The sequence below is a fragment of the Paeniglutamicibacter gangotriensis Lz1y genome (genome assembly GCF_000348945.1).
Taxonomy (GTDB): domain Bacteria; phylum Actinomycetota; class Actinomycetes; order Actinomycetales; family Micrococcaceae; genus Paeniglutamicibacter; species Paeniglutamicibacter gangotriensis.
In genome coordinates this window covers 422,586-440,728 of sequence record NZ_AOCK01000002.1, presented here as the reverse complement: position 1 = coordinate 440,728, position 18,143 = coordinate 422,586, and the positions used below count along the sequence as shown (strand labels likewise).

General features: G+C 64.2%; 15 protein-coding genes. 5 read left to right on the top strand and 10 right to left on the bottom strand.

The window, feature by feature from the left end:
- Window positions 1-14: 14 nt before the first annotated feature.
- The 3 genes from ADIAG_RS05050 to ADIAG_RS05045 form a co-directional block, all read right to left on the bottom strand.
- A complete protein-coding gene (locus ADIAG_RS05050) occupies window positions 15-2,174 on the bottom strand; it encodes an SH3 domain-containing protein (protein ID WP_007270238.1) in 2,160 nt (719 codons plus the stop codon).
- Window positions 2,175-2,638: 464 nt separating this feature from the next.
- Entirely contained in the window at window positions 2,639-2,815 is a 177-nt protein-coding gene (locus ADIAG_RS21590) for a hypothetical protein (RefSeq protein ID WP_007270237.1), read from the bottom strand.
- A 289-nt stretch (window positions 2,816-3,104) separates the two neighbouring features.
- Window positions 3,105-3,977, bottom strand: a complete 873-nt coding sequence (locus ADIAG_RS05045; protein WP_007270236.1) for an HAD-IIB family hydrolase — start codon at window positions 3,975-3,977, stop codon at window positions 3,105-3,107.
- A gap of 512 nt (window positions 3,978-4,489) precedes the next feature.
- On the opposite strand from ADIAG_RS05045, the gene ADIAG_RS05040 reads away from it, so the two are divergent.
- Window positions 4,490-4,993 (top strand): hypothetical protein, encoded by a 504-nt coding sequence (locus ADIAG_RS05040; protein WP_007270235.1) that lies wholly within the window; start codon window positions 4,490-4,492, stop codon window positions 4,991-4,993.
- A 51-nt stretch (window positions 4,994-5,044) separates the two neighbouring features.
- On the top strand, window positions 5,045-6,472 hold the full coding sequence (locus tag ADIAG_RS05035) for a phytoene desaturase family protein (RefSeq protein WP_007270234.1): 1,428 nt from the start codon (window positions 5,045-5,047) through the stop codon (window positions 6,470-6,472).
- Between the two features lie 26 nt (window positions 6,473-6,498).
- Here the strand turns inward: ADIAG_RS05035 and ADIAG_RS22030 are convergent, their stop codons facing one another.
- From ADIAG_RS22030 to ADIAG_RS05020, 3 genes are all read right to left on the bottom strand, one after another.
- A complete protein-coding gene (locus tag ADIAG_RS22030) occupies window positions 6,499-7,437 on the bottom strand; it encodes a glycogen debranching N-terminal domain-containing protein (protein WP_007270233.1) in 939 nt (312 codons plus the stop codon).
- A 291-nt stretch (window positions 7,438-7,728) separates the two neighbouring features.
- Window positions 7,729-8,895: a glutamate--cysteine ligase gene (locus ADIAG_RS05025; RefSeq protein ID WP_007270232.1), complete on the bottom strand. Its 1,167-nt coding sequence runs from the start codon at window positions 8,893-8,895 to the stop codon at window positions 7,729-7,731.
- Window positions 8,892-10,721, bottom strand: coding sequence for a thiamine pyrophosphate-requiring protein (locus ADIAG_RS05020; protein ID WP_007270231.1), 1,830 nt, complete (start codon window positions 10,719-10,721; stop codon window positions 8,892-8,894). The genes ADIAG_RS05025 and ADIAG_RS05020 overlap by 4 nt, the downstream gene beginning before the upstream one ends.
- Before the next feature lie 222 nt (window positions 10,722-10,943).
- Here ADIAG_RS05020 and ADIAG_RS05015 point away from each other — a divergent pair, with 222 nt between their 5' ends.
- Both ADIAG_RS05015 and ADIAG_RS05010 read left to right on the top strand, forming a co-directional pair.
- Complete coding sequence (locus ADIAG_RS05015) at window positions 10,944-11,429, top strand: transporter substrate-binding domain-containing protein (RefSeq protein WP_051059819.1); 486 nt, start codon at window positions 10,944-10,946, stop codon at window positions 11,427-11,429.
- Between the two features lie 55 nt (window positions 11,430-11,484).
- A complete protein-coding gene (locus ADIAG_RS05010) occupies window positions 11,485-12,468 on the top strand; it encodes a cation diffusion facilitator family transporter (protein WP_007270229.1) in 984 nt (327 codons plus the stop codon).
- 36 nt (window positions 12,469-12,504) lie between these two features.
- Here ADIAG_RS05010 and ADIAG_RS05005 read toward each other — a convergent pair whose 3' ends face one another.
- Window positions 12,505-13,221 (bottom strand): GAF and ANTAR domain-containing protein, encoded by a 717-nt coding sequence (locus ADIAG_RS05005; protein ID WP_007270228.1) that lies wholly within the window; start codon window positions 13,219-13,221, stop codon window positions 12,505-12,507.
- 287 nt (window positions 13,222-13,508) lie between these two features.
- On the opposite strand from ADIAG_RS05005, the gene ADIAG_RS05000 reads away from it, so the two are divergent.
- Window positions 13,509-13,802, top strand: coding sequence for a hypothetical protein (locus tag ADIAG_RS05000; RefSeq protein WP_007270227.1), 294 nt, complete (start codon window positions 13,509-13,511; stop codon window positions 13,800-13,802).
- A gap of 612 nt (window positions 13,803-14,414) precedes the next feature.
- On the opposite strand, the gene ilvC is transcribed toward ADIAG_RS05000, so the two are convergent.
- Genes ilvC through ADIAG_RS04985 form a run of 3 tightly spaced genes read right to left on the bottom strand, consistent with a single transcriptional unit; the run spans window position 14,415 to window position 17,883 of the window.
- The gene (ilvC, locus tag ADIAG_RS04995; RefSeq protein ID WP_007270226.1) at window positions 14,415-15,437 is read right to left on the bottom strand and encodes a ketol-acid reductoisomerase; all 1,023 of its coding nucleotides are present in this window, start codon (window positions 15,435-15,437) and stop codon (window positions 14,415-14,417) included.
- 42 nt (window positions 15,438-15,479) lie between these two features.
- The gene (gene ilvN, locus ADIAG_RS04990) at window positions 15,480-15,998 is read right to left on the bottom strand and encodes an acetolactate synthase small subunit (protein WP_007270225.1); all 519 of its coding nucleotides are present in this window, start codon (window positions 15,996-15,998) and stop codon (window positions 15,480-15,482) included.
- A gap of 7 nt (window positions 15,999-16,005) precedes the next feature.
- Complete coding sequence (locus ADIAG_RS04985) at window positions 16,006-17,883, bottom strand: acetolactate synthase large subunit (RefSeq protein WP_007270224.1); 1,878 nt, start codon at window positions 17,881-17,883, stop codon at window positions 16,006-16,008.
- Window positions 17,884-18,143: the final 260 nt, after the last annotated feature.

Sequence of the window (18,143 nt, the reverse complement as noted above, 5' to 3'; positions counted from 1 at the left end):
GGGCCGCCAACGACTTAACGAACCAAGGGGGACCCGGTGCCGGAGTTGCCGATGGTCTCGACATGGACGTGGTCCATGTGACGAGTCGTGTCGTTCCAGTTGTTCGAAAACTGCTGGCCGTACTTGCCGGATTTCGAGTACTCCTCCCAGCCCGTCACGACACCCAACCAGATCTTGTCCTGCCAGATGAGATAGCTGATACCCAAGGACTTTCGGTTGGCAATCAGGAACCTGGCAATCTCGTCCCCGTTCTTGACGCCCTGGGCCGATTTGTAGTCCTTGATCATCAGGTCGGTGGCTCGCCCGCTGCTGTGCCCGACCGAACCTGCCCTGATTCCTCCGTAGGAGGAAACGTAGGCCCCGTAGCGGGCCTTCACCGCGTCGTTGACAGCAATGGTATCCGGCTGCAGCTTGGCGATCTGCGTTTTGGAAAGGTGCGCCTCGCTCATCCAACCGGTGCCAAGGCTTGTCACAACCCGTGCCCAGCCATCCTTCGATTCCAGGTAGGTGACCCGGTCCCCGGCCTGAACCACGCCAATGACCATGTGCGAGGTCGAGTATCCGGTGCGCAGGTTCACGTTCCCCGTGGACCAGCGGTATTGGCTTGACGATTGCGGTGTCGGTGCCGTGGTGGCCAAATAGGCTTCGCTGACCCAGCCGGTGCCCTTGCTGGTCTTTACGTTGGCCCAGCCACCGCTGGAGCGGCCAACCAGGACCCGCTTGCCCACCGGGACCGTACCCAGCGACTCATGGTTGGTCCCAGCGCCCTTGCGAAGGTTCAGGTTTGCTGTGGTCCAGCGCGGAGAATCGAACATGACTGCATCGGGTGTCGGCGGGTTCTGACTCGGTGCCGCCGTAGAGAGGTAGAACGCGCTGATCCAGCCGGTGCCTTTGCTGGTCTTCACGTGCGCCCACCCGTTGGGGGACGTGGCGAGCAGCACCTTCTCCCCCTTGGGCACGAGGCCCAGGGTGCTGTTGCTGGTTCCGGGGCCCGTGCGGAGGTTGACGTTTTCCATGGTCCATCGCGGGGCACTGAACGTCACCGGGGGCTTGGGCTTGGCCGGAGGAGCGATCACCTTGGTTGAGAGCTTGCTCGAAGGAATCCAGCCAATACCGGCACCGGTGCGCACCTGCTGCCACGACCCAGAGGTACGCAGCCAGGTGATCTTGGTGTTGTTCGCCAGGGTGCCGAGCTTCTTGCTCGAGGTCTTATTGCTTTGATACACCGACTGGCTACCGGCCACCCACCGATAAACCGCTGCAGGGTTGGCCTTGGCCAGCGTGGAACTTGGGACAAAACCGGTCTTCCCCGAGACAAGGACCTTAGTCCAGAACCCACTGGTGCCCAGCACCTCGACCTTGGTCTGGCGGTGAATCGAGACCACGTTCGCCGAACTCGCAGCAGCCTTCACCTTCACCGCGGTGAAGGCCTTGACATAGTTATACACCTTCGGCTTCGCCGGAGGCGTGATCACCTTGGTTGAGAGCTTGCTCGAAGGAATCCAGCCAATACCGGCACCGGTGCGCACCTGCTGCCACGACCCAGAGGTACGCAGCCAGGTGATCTTGGTGTTGTTCGCCAGGGTGCCGAGCTTCTTGCTCGAGGTCTTATTGCTTTGATACACCGACTGGCTACCGGCCACCCACCGATAAACCGCTGCAGGGTTGGCCTTGGCCAGCGTGGAACTTGGGACAAAACCGGTCTTCCCCGAGACAAGGACCTTAGTCCAGGACCCAGTCTTGCCCAGCACCTCAACCTTGGTCTGACGGTGAATCGAGACCACGTTCGCCGAACTTGCAGCAGCCTTCGCCTTCACCGCAGTGAAGGCCTTGGCAAAGTTATACACCTTCGGCTTGGCAGCGGGCACCGCTTTGAGGTGATTGCCCGAGACCCAGCCGGTCTTGGACTTGTAGGACACCTGATGCCAAACCCCGCTGATCTTGAGAATCGTCAGCTTGGTGTTTTTTGGAATCACCAGCAACGAGGCCGACTTCGCATTGGCACTCTTGCGCAGGTTAAGGTTTTCCGTGGTCAACTTGACCGGTTTCGCCTTGGCGGTGTGAACCTTCACCGACGTCACGGGAAGTACCGGTTGCGCGGTGGCAATGGTGGTTGGTCCGCCAACCAGTGCCACGGCAAGGGCGAGCACTACTCCAAGGTGATTACGTTGCAAGGTGCGGCTCCTGGCAGGGCGAGTGAGGGAATAAGCCTTAACAGTACCGAAAACCTCACGTGGGGGTCGGTTTCCTTAGTGGATCCAGACATGTGTCGGGGCCACACGATTTCCACGGTAAATACCGTTTATCGGTTTGCCGCCAAATGCGAGCGTTCCGGGCCTGTCCCGATGCACGGGAACGACAACCATCGGCAAGCCTTGATGGGCAGTCGATCCGTTGAGCAGCTGTGAGATTTTTGTCCCCCACGCCCTGTTGGCGGGTTCCAACCACGATCATCCGCGCGTGGACTTCGCTGCCCAGACGGGCCAACGCCGTGCCTGGATCCGTTGCAGGCACCCGCAAGGACCAAGCGTTCGTGGTCCCGGCCATGACGCCGTCCAGAATTCGCAAGATGTCACGTGCCTTCGCCGTCATGCCCTCGTCAATGTCCTTAGGATGCAACTAGCTGTCCCGGACATCTTCATTGCGTTCCCATTCGACCAGGTAGCTGTTGGTCTCCACATAGGCCGAGACCAACAGTGGCACCCAGTGCCTCGGCCAGTGTCTTGGCTTCAAGAAGCACGCGTCGCGGCAGCTTGGGCATCGCCCCCACCATGATCGGGCCCACTGCCCCGCTGCTCGGCTTTTGCCTGTCCATCGTGCCCTCCCGCCGTCGAAACCGACCGAGACTGTTGCTACCCGTTACTTTTCGCCCGTATCCACCGGAGGCGAACAGCAAGGCGGGCCGACTTTTCCTCAGGTTGCCGCGGCGTGGTTCAGGGGGTCACCCGGTGGGCCGGCACCAGACCGAGACGGCTTGCCTTCCTAGTCCATCGTGATCGAACGAGGGACATGCGATGTTGACCAGATCCGGTGTACTCCAAGCCTGCATGATTGCGACAACCGGTGCGCTTGCCCTGGGAATTTCCCGAGGCAAGCGGCGATTCTCAAATCAGGCCGAGCTCGGCAAATGCAACAGCGATCCCGTCGCGGCTCGGCGGCGGTGCTGTGCGGTCGGCCAGGACCATGAGTCCGGGATGTGAGCCTTCAATGGCTATCCCCATCCCCGCATAGGCAACCATCTCCAGGTCGTTCTCCCCGTCACCGAAAGCAATGGTGTCCGCCCTGCTGATACCAAGCCTTGTAATGGCCACTTCGACACCGTCCGCCTTACTGATACCGCGCTGGTACAACTCCCCCGTATGCCGACTCTCGTCGGCAATTGAATTCTCAACGACAGCAATGCCCTCTCCGATTTCGGCGGCGAGTTCCGTCACCGAGATCGGTGCCTCGAACACCGAAACCTTGGCAAAGGCCAGGTCGGCAGGAATGGGTTCCAGTGCATCGAGAATGGCTGAGGACCCTGTCCCCTGCCCATCCTCGCGCTGGTTGAAGTGTCCTTCGATGATCTGCCGCAGGCGTTCGGTGGCATTAACACGAACATTGAGGGATTCCGGGGACTCCAGGACGTAGATGGCGTCGTGGGCATCAAGCGTTGCCAAGGTTTTGGCCGCGAGATCGGCCGGGAGCCTGCGGTCCATCAGGATTTCTCCGGCGACTTCGACATAGGCTCCGGCGCTTGCGACCAGGCCGTCGAATCCCGCCTCGAGGATGTGTGGAGGAAGCATCGAGATCGGTCGTCCGGTACACAACAGGACCTTGTGTCCGGCATTGCGGGCCGCGCGTACCGCACGCGCGTGGGATTCAGGGACGAGCCCGTAGTCCGCGTAGGTGCCGTCAACATCGAGGAAGACCGCGTGGATGGTTTGGGTGGGCGTTTGGGGCATGGCGTCCATGATCACCGAGTCTACCGGGGCCATCTGGCCCTGTCTCATCCAAAGAATCGGCCCGGCAACATGAGCAGGAACAGGGAGCCGCCAACGTATTCCTCACCCAGCTTCTCCCCCTGAATCATTGACGGCTTTCAGACAGACAGCCAGCCATCTAGCGCATAGCAATAAGCCAGCCGGAGCTTTAACACCTACACGGAGCATGCTCATCCACGGGCAACCGTGCTTCGAGGCAGCAGCGCATCTACTGCACGAGTACCTCCTGTGTTTGTACGTGCGGCCCCGGTAGGTCTGATGGTGCCGGGACCCCGCTGCCGGTGGACGGTCCTACTCCCTTCTTCATTGCCCAGGCATTCCACTTCGTGGCGAACCGTGCAGCCGCTCGGGCCTCCGAGCGCATTTTCCTTCCCGCGCCGACCCACGGGACATATGCTGGGGTCCAACATCCAGCACCCGATCCGGCCCTCCGGTTTCCCGCACCGCACCGACTGCGGTCCGCGCCACCGGACGGCTTTGGTCCATGCCCGATCCGAGGAGAACCCATGGAAGAGCACCGCGGCATCAACCACAGCATCTATTCCAACTACCTCAACGAACATCTCCTGGGCTCCGAAGGCGGCGTCAATGCCTTCAAGGCCGCTGCCGATACCTGGCGGGGCACCGCACACGAGGGAACCTTCAAATCCCTGGCCCGGCAAGTCAAGGCCGACCAAGACGACCTGCACCGGATCATCCGGGACTTGGGCTACGACCATGCCCCGCTCAGGAACGCCTTGACACTTGGCGTTCGCCTGGCGGGCAGGATCAACCCGGTGAACCTGTTGCGCCGGCGCAAGATAGCCATGGCCCAGGTGGAACTGGACACCCTCACCGGGATGTTGCGGGCCAAGCTCTCCATGTGGGACACCCTGCTGTTGCTGCAGTTACGGGACCCGCGCCTGGATGCCGCATTGCTCAAGGACCTGCACCGACGCGCAGAAGAACAGATCACCCAGGTTCGCGGCGTCATCGAGGCAAGCTGGGAGGAACGCTTTCTTGCCGATTAAGCGCCTCCGGCCGACAGGTGCCTGGGCAACACACAAGACCAAGGAGCACGCATGACACGCACCGCCATCGTTGTCGGCGCCGGGCCCAACGGCCTAGCCGCCGCAGCACGCCTGGCCAAAGCCGGGCTCCACGTCGTGGTGCATGAACTGGCCGCCCGCCCGGGAGGAGCCGCACGCTCCGCCGATACCCTCGGGCCCGGAACCACGGTGGACCTGGGCGCTGCCGCGCATCCCTTTGGCATGGGCAGCCCCGCCTTCCTTGACCTCGGGCTTGAAGAACACGGCCTGCAATGGCTGCACCACCGCTATCCCATGGCCCACCCGCTGGACAACGCCCCCAGCGCCCTACTGCACCGAGACCTGGAAACCACTGCCACGGCCCTGGGCGTCGATGCAGCCGTATGGCGCCGCCTGCACCGGCCCTTGGTCTCCCGGGCACTGGACACTCTCGATAACGTGACGGGGCCGCTGTTGCGTCTGCCGCCGCATCCGCTTCTCATGGCCCGATTCGGGGCCCGAGCCCTGTGGCCCGCGGCGCCTGCGGCCCGCCTGCTGTTTCGCACCGAGGCCGCCCGCGCACTTTTTGCCGGTTCGGCCGCCCATTCGATGCTTCCCCTGGGGCATCTGTTCACCGCGGGTTTCGGGGTGCTCTTCGGTTCCCTGGGCCAATCGATCGGCTGGCCGGTGGCCCAGGGCGGCACCAATTCCATCATCGATGCGCTGCTGCGCCACCTGAGCGCGGCCGGGGTCGAGGTCCACACCAATAGCCATGTGACCGATCTTCGCCAGCTACCGGCAGCCGATGCGGTGCTGCTGGATCTGACCCCGCGTCAGATCCTGGCGCTGACCGGCACCCACATCTCCGCCCGCTACGCCGGGCATCTGCGCCGCTTCAGATACGGGCCAGGCGCCTTCAAGGTCGACTACCTGCTTGATGGGCCCATCCCCTGGCGGGACGAACGCACCGCGCACGCCGGGACCGTGCACCTGGGCGGCACCCTGGCCGAACTTGCCGCGGCGGAACGGCTGCTGGGCGCCGGACGGCTTTCCAATTCACCCTTTGTCATGCTCGCCCAGCCATCCGCGGCCGATCCGAGCCGGGCCCCGGAAGGACAACAGGTCATCTGGAGCTACGCGCATGTGCCCAATGGCTACGACGGGCCGGCCGGGGAGCTGGTGGATCAGCAGATCGAACGCTTTGCCCCCGGCTTCAGGGACCGGATCATCGGGCGCATCCAGACCCCACCGAGGGCGCTGGAGGACTGGAACCCCAACCTTGTCGGCGGGGACATCGGCGGCGGATCGCTGCGCGGGCTGCAACAGGTGCTGCGCCCGGCACCCACCCTGCGGCCCTACCATGCCGGTGCCCCCGGACTCTATGTGTGTTCCTCCTCCACCCCGCCCGGCGGCGGGGTCCACGGCATGGCCGGCTGGCATGCGGCAGCCGCGGTGCTCCGCGATTTGCGCATGGGCCGATAGCCGCCGGCGGCGCGCGAGGTTCCCGGCTAGGCGGGAACGCTGTCGGAGACACACCTATCGCTGAGGCTGCGTTGGTAAATTTCCACATGCTCGCCGACCATGCGCGCAGCACTGAACTTCGTCTCGGTCGACCTGCGCGCGGCGGCGCGCTCCAGGGTGCCGCATTGCCCCAGCGCGAGGGCCAGTGACGCGCCGGTGTCCCGGATGAAACCGGTGACCCCATCCTGAACGATTTCCGGGGCCGAACCGCGCGAGGTGCTCACCACCGGGGTGCCGGTGGCCATGGCCTCGATCATCACCATGCCAAAAGGCTCCGACCATTGGATCGGGTTGAGCAGGGCCACGGCCCCGCCCAGCAGCCGGTACTTCTCCTGTTGTCCCACCTCGCCGACGTACTCGATCCCCCCGCCCAGTTCCGGGCCGATGACATCACGGAAATAGGCAGTGATGATGACTTCCAGGGTGTGCCCCGCCTGCTCACAGCTGTAGGAAAACCCGTCCGGGCCCGCATGCCGCGCCGCGGCGGCGCGTGGGCGCCGCGCCCCGCCCTTGACGTCAAAGAGGTCGGCGAAGTCGGCTTCGACATCCAGTTCCAGTGCCGCGCTGAACTCGCTGCTCGAATGGTTGTGCACCACGATCCTTTCGGTGAATCCGCCGTCCAGGCTGCGGTGGCGTTCGATCAGCACGTGGGACTCCGGCCCGGCCCCGTCGACGGCGGGACGTCCCACGAACATTGCACGGTAGGGCTCGGTTGCACTCCCGTACAACGACTCCAGTTCCTTGCCGTTGAGCCGCAGCCGCCAGCCGGAAATGAAGCGGGTGTCGCGGAAGAAGAACCCGTGCGGACGTGCTGCGTCCATGTCCCCGTTGGCGGCCGCCAGCACATAGGTGGTGCCGTGCAGGATGGTCACGGCCCCCGGACCGGCCAATTGCGCGCCCACCCCGGAGGTCCAGGCCTCTACCATGGCTCGGCTCCCGGCCTCGGGCGTACCCCGGCATGCTGCAAGCTGTCCGGGCTGCGGTGCGGTCCGGGCGGCCGCGGAATGTCGGTGGGAACGCAGATCATTAAGGGCATCAGAAAATCCAAGGGATGGGTGTGCCAACGGCCTGTTACTGGACCGCTGGAACCAGCATAGGTCCGGTTTGCTGCCGGGGGAACGATTTTGCATCCCTGCACTGCCCCGGGCGCCGTGTTGCGCCTGGGGCGTGCGCATGGAGGTGGTCGTGGATCCGGGGACCGGGTCGCGCCCCCGTTCTCAGGGGCCTTGCCCCGCCCCGTTTAGCGGCGTATCCGGCTCCCCCGCGGCCGGTTGCGCCTCGGCGGCGAATTCCGACAAGGAGTAAAGGTGCGTGCGCTGCACCGCGTCGAAAAGCACCTCGCGGAGGTTGCCGCTACGCCGCAGGCTCCTGCGCTGGGCATCGGCGCCGGTGCCCGCCATGCCGATGCGCTTGAGCGCTTCGCGCACCAAGTCCAGGTCCCCGTAGTCCTCAAGCGCCGCCCGGGCATGGACCAACAGCGCGGCCACCGCCTCGGCATAGCCGCACGGCCGGTTCTCCAGCGGGTGCAACAGCGGGCCGTGGACCCCGGCGCTGCTGGCCTTCCACGAGGCCAGGCGCAGCACTTCGGTGGGGCAGGACGGTGCCGGATGGCCCGCGGCCCACTGACGGGCCGCGGTTTCCACCAAGGCACGCACCAGGGCGGCAATGGCCGCCGCGTCCTCGGCATCCAGACAGACGTCCGCCACCCGGATTTCCACCGTCGGGTGCGCGGCCGAAACCCGTGCGTCGAAGTACACCATGGCCGGATCCAGCAGCACCTCGCAGTGCAGCAATGTTTCCACGTGCGCGCGATAGGCGGCGGCCGAGCTGAAGATGTCGGTGGGCCCGGCCGTAGGCCAGCGCCGCCAGACCTGGTACCTGTAGCTCGAGTATCCGCTGTCTGCACCCTGCCAGTAGGGCGAGTTGGCGCCCAGCGCCAGCAGCAGCGGCAGCCAAATACGGATGCGGTCGATCACCGCCACCGCTTCTTCCTCCGATTCCACCGAGACGTGGATGTGAAACCCGCAGGTCAATTGTTCCTTGAGCGTGATGCCGTAGCGCCGGGACATGGCCAGATAACGCTCCGAGTGCACCAGGGACGAGGAAGAGCGCAAGGGATAGGTCCCCAGGGCCACCGTCCGGGCCCCGAAGGTCCCGGCCAGCCGGTCGGCGTCGAGCCATCCGCGGACCAGGGCCCCGAGCAGCTCTTGCGCCTCGGCGAACGGGGCGGAGACCAGCTCGAGCTGTTCCTGTTTGCGTTCACGGGTCATGGCCCCGGCCGGGCCCTGGCTGCCGGCGGGGCCGCCGGATGTCTCCCAGGCATCGACCAGGGAATCGGCCACCGGGGCCATCACCCCGGTGGGCACCGGGGGTGCAAGCTTCACTGCCCGAAAAGCTTCTCCTCCTGGGAGGCGTACTCGTTGAGCAGGCGCAGCGCCCGGGCCCCTGCCTCTCCTTCCTGTTCAAGTGCGGCGCGCATGGCAGGCAATTTCGCAGCCCCCTGCGGGAAGGGCGGCAACAAGGGCACCGAGGCGTCGGTGTGCACATCGATCACCACCGGGCGCTCCGCGTTCAGCGCCCGGCTCCAGGCATCGGCCAATTCCCCCGGGTCGGTCACCTTAATTCCCTGCAGGCCCAAGAGCTCGGCATAGCCGGCAAAGTCGAAGGACGGCAGGTGCTGCGTGGCCGAGTAGCGCGGATCGCCCTCGGTCTCGCGCTGCTCCCAGGTCACCTCGGCCAAATCGCCGTTGTTCAGCACGCACACCACAAAGCGCGGGTCCGCCCAGTGCCTCCAACGCGCGGCCACGGTAATGAGCTCGGCCACCCCGCTCATCTGCATGCCCCCGTCCCCGGCCAGCACCACCACCGGACGGCCCGGGTGCATGAGCTTGGCCGCCAACCCATAGGGCACCCCGCATCCCATGGAGGCCAGGGTGCTGCACAGGTGCGCCGGAACCGATTCGGGCAGCACCAGCTGCCTGGCATACCAGTAGACGCAGCTGCCCACATCCAATGCCACCTGCGCATCGTCGGGCAGCAGTGCGGAGAGCTCGGCCACCACGCGCTCGGGGTTCACCGGATGCGCGCCGGTCGCGGCGCGTTGGGCCGCCAGCGTCCGGCCGGCCGCCACACGCTCGCGGACCTCGGTGCGCCAGGCATCATTTCTTTCCTCGTCCGGGGCCAGCCGGCCCGCCAGCTTCTGCAGGGTCGCGGCGGCGTCGCCCACCAGCGCCACCTCTACGGGGTAGCGGTTGCCCGGGCGCTGGGCGGAGATGTCGATCTGCACGGCCCGGGCCGCGCCCGGGGCCGGGTAGAACTCGGTCCACGGGTCATTGGAGCCCACGATCAGCAGCGCATCGCAGCGGCCCAGCAGCGCGGCGCTGGCCGAGGTTCCCAGGTGCCCCATGACCCCTGCGCTATTCGGCTCGGATTCATCCACGTACGGCTTGCCCAGCAGGCTTGTCACCACCGCCGCCCCGAGCCGCTCGGCCATTCCGGAGACCTCGCTGCGCGCATTCCGCGCCCCCTGCCCCACCAGCATCACGATCCGCTGGGCCGAGCCCAGCAGTTCCGCCGCCGCGTCCAACGCCGAATCCGTCGGCAACACCCGCGGCGCCTCCCACACCGGTGCCGTGGCGATCTGGGCGTGCTCGCCCGCCGGCGGCGCCTCGGGTTGCTGCTGCACGTCGTGCGGAATGATCACCACGCACGGCGAGGAAGTGGCCAAGGCCGTGCGGAATGCCCGGTCCAGGATGCCGGGGACCTGTTCGGGGACCGAGATCTGTTCGCAGTAGGCGGCCACGTCCTTGAAGAGCGCCTGCAGGTCGATTTCCTGCTGGTAGCCCGAACCCAGGGCCGAAAGGTCCTGCTGGCCCACGATCGCCACCACCGGGACCCCGTCAAGCTTCGCGTCGTAGAGGCCGTTGAGCAGGTGCACGGCACCGGGTCCCTGGGTGGAGATCACCACCCCGATCCCCGTGCCCGCCGCGGCGTCGGCCCCGTACTGGCCCACGCCGTACTTGGAGTGGGCCACGGCCATGAAGGCGGCGTTTTCCTCGTGCCGCGCCTGGATGAATTCGGGGTCGTTGCCATGGCGGCGCAACGCCCCCAAAAAGGTGTTGATCCCGTCCCCGCTGTAGCCAAAGATCCGCGTGGTGCCCCAGGCCTTGAGCCTGTCCACCATCGCATCCACCACCAGTCGATCGGTCATGTCCTGCTCCTTGTCTGCCGTGGTGCTTCCGGTGCGCCGGGGTGCAGCGTGGCGCTTAGCACGCGGCCGCCCTTCGGCCCTGCGTGCCGCTTCCTGCCTATCACGGGCACCGATGCCTTACAACGATTCCGCGAGGCAAAGCCGGTGATTGGAACGAACATTTTTCTTGGTCAGTTAAAGGAAAAGCTGACGAAGCGGAGTTCATCTGCCTATGCTGACGTCATGAATGATATTCACTCATCGATCCGGGCCGCGGCCATGGCCTTGGTGGCCTGTTGGCTGCTGGCCGGATGCTCCCTTGGAATCCCTGCGGACCCGCAGGGCAGCCTGGAACGGATCCAGGGCGGGGAAATCCGCATCGGGGTTTCGCCCCACTCGCACTTGGTGGAGTTCCATGGGGATCAGCCGCCCACCGGGGTGGAGGCGGAATTGCTGGCCGGATTTGCCGCATCCCTCGATTCCTCGGTGCTCTGGGTCCCTGGCGGCGAGGAGGAATTGATTGGTGCCTTGGAAAACGGGGAATTGGACGTGGTGGCCGGAGGCTTGACGGAAGACACCCCGTGGGTGGACAAGTCCGCGATCACCCGGCCCTACGCGCAGAGCGCCGGTCCCGACGGCAAGAAGGTCGGGCGGGTGCTGGCGGTACGGATGGGCGAGAACGCCCTGCTCTCGCGCCTGGAGCGCTACCTGGACGATCGCGGGCAATGATCTTCACACCAACGCGAAATCCCCCACGCAACGCCGGCCCTTAAGGAAGCCCCCCATGGCAGAGAACGAACAAACGCACCTTCCCGCGGAGCAACAGCGCCATCTGGCCCGCGCCAAGCGCCTCGAATGGCTCAGCCTGGGATACACCGCATGCACCATCACATTGGTGGCCTTCGTCCTGGGAAATTCACAGGCCATGAAGACCGCCTGGGTCGAAGACATGCTCTCCACCCTGCCGCAGATTTCCTTCCTTGTCGCAGCTCTGTTCATCCGCAAGGCCTCCACCCTGCGCCATCCGTACGGATATCACCGGTCCATGACCGTCGGCCATCTGGTGGGCTCGGTGGCACTGTTGGTCGTCGGTTCGATCCTTGCCTACGAGGCCGCCTCGGGGCTGGTGAAACAGGAACATCCCTCGATCGGCACCCTGCAGTTGTGGGGGAACACCGTGTGGATGGGTTGGCTCATGGTCGCTGTCATGGCGGTGATTGCCATCCCGCCGATCTTCCTGGGCCGAGCCAAAATCAAGGTCGCCAAGGACCTACACAATAAGTTGCTGTTCGCAGATGCGGATATGAGCAAGGCGGACTGGAGCACCAACGTTGGATCGATCGTCGGGGTGCTGGGCATCGGCATTGGCTGGTGGTGGGCCGACGGCGCCGCGGCGCTATTCATTTCCGCAGGAATCCTGCACGATGGCGTCCGAAACACCAAACACGCAGTGGTTGACCTGATGGACGAATCTGCCACGACCTACGACCAACAAAAGCCGCATCCGCTCATCAAGACACTGCAGGAGCATTTCATCGACAAGGACTGGGTCGGCGAGGTCGGCATCCGGATGCGCGACGAGGGGCATGTTTTCCACGTGGAGGTCTTTGTGGTGCCGGTGGACGGCGAGGTCTGCGTCGACACACTCCGCGAAGCGACTGTAGAAGCTGTGGCACTGGATTGGAAATTGCAGGACCTGGTGCTCATTCCCGTGCCGGAACTCCCGGCCAACACGCATGCGGCACACGACACCGAATCCCCAACCTGAACCCCGGCACCGAGACCCAGTTTCCGCAGTGCGCTCCTAAGGCTCGAAGTGAGTCTCCACGGGTTGGTTGGTGGTCGAGGCGATAACCGTAGCGGCCACCGTGCGCAACTTGATGTTGCGGGTACTGGAAGCCGACTTGAGGATCTCCATGGCCCGCTCCTGGCTGCACTTGTTTTGGCCCATGATGATTCCCACGGCCAGGTCGATCGTGGTCCTCGAAGCCAGCGCCAACCGGAGGTTCTCTTCGTTGTCGCGGTGCTGGGCCATGCGCACCGCCAAATTCAGCAGGGTCGATGCTTCATCGGCATAGCGTTGGACCCGTTGCACAGCTTCTTCGTTGAACCCGTGGACCCGCATCGAGTAGAGGTTGATCGCCGCGGTGTCCCCGGTATCCAGCCTCAGGGGCACCGCCAGCATGGAGCGGACCCCTGAGCTCATGATTTCGCGGAAATACTCCGGCCAGCGCGACTCCTGCTCGATGTCGGGGATGTTGAAGATGCGTTGGTCGGTGCACGCCGAGAGGCAGGGCCCGTCACCGAAGTCGTATTGCACCTCGTCGAGACGTTGGGCCAGAGCGTTGTTGCTGGCCACCGTCCCGGCTCGCTTGTGGCGCCGCAAGGTGATTCCACACAGCACTTCCCCGCCCTCCACGGACATGGACTCGGCGGTGATGTGGGTCAAAGCGTTGAGAAAGGATTCCAGATCATGGGTCTCCGTGAGCAGGTCTTGGATGTAGTCGTTGACGGTGGTCATCGTCCCTACTTTCTGCCAGCAGGCTAGCGTGCGGTCGGATTCACCGGAATGGAAGGTTGCAATATGAAAGATACTCGCACATCAAATCGAACATCAGGAACCACTGCGCTCTGGTGTCGCCATCTGCTCTTCAGGCTACGGCTATTCCACGACAATACAAGGCAAAACGGGAATATTGGGCCGTGCTTGACATGATGGCCTTCACCCGGGGCACTCGTCGGCGGAATCGGCATCGGTGTCCAGGCCAAGATGGCGACACGGGACTCGAATAGTCATAGACTTGTGGCATGGGACACAACCTGGAGTTGGACTGGATCGATCCGATGACCGCGCATGTCACCAACAGGACCGGCCGCGCGGTGTTCGACGTGAAGCTCGCCCTCATCGGCAGTGTGACGGTGGAAGACAAAAGTGACTGGAGCTTCGAGGCGGAAACGCTGCCCGATGGTGAATTCATTGCATTGCGCACGATCAAGAAAGACGTCGGCTGGGCCACAGCCCCGCCCTTCCTGGCAATGAGCTGGCGTGAGGAGGATTCCGGAGGCGACAGTTACAAGCGGGTGCCGCTGGGCCAGCCTTGACACCGCGGCCAACCGACGCGCGTGGATCAGTAGCTGATGGTCTCAGCCGATGCACTCAAACCGGGCTGGATATCGGCGCGGGCCGCTTATATGTTCTCCCGAGGCGCGGGGACGGTTCTCCTCGTGGCGGGTGCGCGTGCCGCAGCCGGCATCATCCGCAACAGGGCAAATCTGCTAGTTGGTGCCGGACTCCCGCGCTCGATCAAGGCTCGGCTTGTGTCAACCAAGGGGCGTCGAAATCATGCAGGACAAGCCATCTGCATCCGTGTTGGGAGTAACGGCAGGGTAGGGCACCTGCAACGCTCAAAGATGTATCCAGCTCCATAAGGACCCCGGCAAAACCCCGTGGTTCTTCGGCGGCATGGTGCGGTCGGCGAGGGCCACAAGCGCCGGGTTGGATCTCGATGGCTACGCCGAGCCCTAAAGAGACCACCATTTTAAGGTCATTTTCCCCGTCATGCCATCCACTTGGCATTCATCCGAAGAATCACATCGTTCCAAACCCGCGGTTGGCCATCGGTCCGGCCATGAAAAGACCCGCCCCGAGCAGTCTCGGGACGGGTCTTGTCAGATGAACCACCAGGCGGCGGTCACGCGCAATCGGTGTGAACCTTAGCGGGCGACGGATCCTTCGGTGTAGTCATCGGTGGTCTTCCAGGAGAAGAGGTTGCGCAGCTCGCGGCCGGTGGCCTCGATCGGGTGGGCTTCGCCCTTGGCGCGCAGTTCCTTGAACTCCGGTGCTCCGGCATCCTGGTCGTCGATGAAGCGCTTGGCGAAGGCACCGGACTGGATGTCGGCGAGAACGGCCCTCATATTCTCCTTGACCTCCGGGGTGATCACGCGCGGACCCGAAACGTAGTCGCCGTACTCGGCGGTGTCCGAAACGCTCCAGCGTTGCTTGGCAATGCCACCTTCCCACATCAGGTCAACAATGAGCTTGAGCTCGTGCAGGACCTCGAAGTAGGCGATTTCCGGCTTGTAGCCGGCTTCGGTCAGGGTCTCGAAGCCGTACTGCACCAGCTGCGAGGCACCGCCGCAAAGCACTGCCTGCTCGCCGAACAGGTCGGTCTCGGTCTCTTCGGTGAAGGTGGTCTCGATGACGCCGGCACGGGTACCGCCGATGGCCTTGGCGTAGGACAGGGCCAGTGCCTTGGCGCCACCGGTGTAGTCCTGCTCCACGGCGATCAGGTCGGGGATGCCACGTCCTGCTTCGAATTCGCGGCGCACGGTGTGACCTGGTGCCTTCGGGGCCACCATGGCCACGTCGACGTTCTTCGTCGGGGTGATGTAGCCGAAGCGGATGTTGAAGCCGTGGCCGAAGAACAGGGCGTCGCCGTCCTGCAGATTCGGGGCAATGTCCTCGGCGTAGACGTGGCGCTGAACCTGGTCCGGAGTCAGGATCATGATGACGTCGGCTTCGGCTACTGCCTCGGCGACGGAGAGGACGCGCAGGCCCTCGGCCTCGGCCTTGGCGATCGACTTGGAGCCGGTCTTCAGGCCGACGCGCACGTCCACGCCGGAGTCGCGCAGGTTCAGTGCGTGGGCGTGGCCCTGGGAGCCGTAGCCGATGACGGCGACGGTGCGTCCCTGGATGATCGAGAGGTCTGCATCATCGTCGTAGTACATGTCAGTCACTGTGGTTTCTCCTTGATATCAGTGTGAAGATTTGTGGGGTTGTTAGGCCGAGGCGGAGCGCAGTGCGCGATCCGACATCGATTTGGAGCCGCGCCCCACGGCAAGTGTGCCTGCCTGGACGATCTCGCGGATGCCGAAGGGCTCAAGCACCGCAAGCAGTGCATGGATCTTTTCGGCGTTGCCGGTGGCCTCGATGATGAGTGAATCGGTGGACACGTCCACCACGGAGGCACGGAAGAGGTCTGCGGCCTGGGTGACCTGCAGGCGGGTGGCCGCATCGGCGCGCACCTTGACCAGGATGTGGTCGCGCTGCACCGAAGCCTCGGGCATCAATTCAACGATCTTGATGACGTTGATGAGTTTGTTCAGTTGCTTGGTGACCTGCTCGAGCAGATCGCCCTCGGCATCGACCACCACCGTGACGCGGGAAATTCCCTTGATCTCGGTGGGGCCAACGGCCAGCGAATGGATGTTGAACGCACGGCGGGCAAAAAGCCCGGCTACACGGGTCAACACGCCTGGCAGGTCTTCGACGAGTACGGAAAGAGTATGTCGTGCCATGGGATTTCTAGTCCTCTTCTTCCCACTCGGGCGTCATGCCGCGAGCAATCTGGATCAGGTCGTTGCTCACTCCGGTCGGGACCATCGGCCACACCATGGAGTCCCGCGAGACCACGAAGTCGATGACCACCGGGCGGTCGTTGATGGCCAGGGCCTGCTGGATGGTGGCATCGATATCCTCGTCGCGTTCGCAACGCAGCCCCACACAACCATAGGCGTCGGCGAGCTTCACGAAGTCCGGGACGCGCGCCGTGCCGTGGCCGGTGTTCAGATCGGTATTGGAGTAGCGCGAATCGTAGAACAGGGTCTGCCACTGGCGGACCATGCCCAACGAGGAGTTGTTGATGATCGCGACCTTGATCGGGATGTTGTTGATTACGCAGGTGGCCAGTTCCTGGTTGGTCATCTGGAAGCAGCCGTCCCCGTCAATGGCCCACACGACGCGGTCGGGGTTGCCGACCTTGGCGCCCATGGCGGCCGGGACCGAGTAGCCCATGGTGCCCAGTCCCCCGGAGTTCAGCCAGGAGTGCGGGCGCTCGTACTTGATGAATTGCGCGGCCCACATCTGGTGCTGGCCCACACCGGCAACGTACACCGCCTCGGGGCCGGTGAGCTCACCGATCCGCTGGATCACGTGCTGCGGGGCGGAGAGGCCGTCCTGGGTCTCGGTAAACCCGATCGGGTAGGTCTCACGCAACCGACCGATGGTGGTCCACCAGCTGCTCAGATCCGGGGCGCCCTGCTCGGCGAACAGGGAGCGGCAGGCCTCGGTGAGCTCGGGGATGATTTCCTTGACCGAACCGACGATCGGGATATCCGCGGTACGGTTCTTGGAGATCTCCGCCGGGTCGATATCCGCATGGATCACCTTGGCGTGCGGGGCAAAGGTGGGCAGCACGCCGGTGACCCGGTCATCGAAGCGGGCACCGAGGGTGATCAACAAATCGGACTGCTGCAGTGCGGTGACTGCGGAGACCGAGCCGTGCATGCCCGGCATGCCCACATGCAGTTCATGGCTATCGGGGAACGCGCCGCGGGCCTGCAGCGTGGTGACCACCGGGGCACCGAGCAGCTCGGCGAACTCCTTGAGCTCGTTGGCCGCGTGGGCCTTGATCACGCCGCCGCCGACGTAGAACACCGGGCGCGAGGAGGCGGCGATCAGCTTGGCTGCCTCACGGACCTGCTTGTTGTGTCCGCGCACCACGATCTTGTAGCCGGGCAGATCGATCTTCGGCGGCCAGGAGAACATGCCCTTGCCCTGCTGGGCGTCCTTGGTGATGTCCACCAATACCGGACCGGGACGGCCGGTGGAGGCAATGTGGAAGGCGCTGGCCAGGACCTGCGGGATCTCCTCGGCCTTGGTCACCAGGAAGGAGTGCTTGGTGATGGGCATCGTGATGCCCATGATGTCGGCTTCCTGGAAGGCGTCCGAGCCAATGAAGGCGCTGTGCACCTGGCCGGTGATGGCAACCATCGGCACCGAGTCCATGTGCGCATCGGCAATGGCGGTGACCAGGTTGGTGGCCCCGGGGCCGGAGGTGGCAATGCAGACCCCGACCTCTCCGGTGACCATGGCATAGCCCTGGGCCGCGTGGCCCGAGCCCTGTTCGTGGCGGACCAGGATGTGGTTGATCTTGGTCGAATCCATCAGTGAGTCGTAGGTGGGCATGATGGCCCCGCCCGGCAACCCGAAGACGTCCTTGACGCCTAATTCTTCCAGTGAGCGCACGATGGCTTGTGAGCCAAGCATCTCGGTGGGAGCGATGATGTTGTTCGGGCCCTGTACCAGGCTCGATGCTTCCACGACGGAAGAGACAGCGGCATCCTTGCTACGGTTGGCGGGCTTGGCCGGCAGCGCTGGGCTGGCGGGGGTTCCGTTACTCATGGGATTAATCCTTCTCTATCTCTTCATTACCTGCACATAAAAAAACCCCAAAGACACCTTGCGGCGAATGGGGTTTGCGCGTCACCGAAGCCCTCCGGGGTGTGGGAGGGACTCAAGCTCAGCGCTTGATAACTAGTAGTACTGCGGTGCGGTTGTGCATAACTCCAGTGTGGTCGCCGCCGCGTCCAGAGTCAAACATCAACACCTGTAATCTCAGTATTTGAGACTACTGTCCGAGGGGTGGACACCTGGTGGTGCCC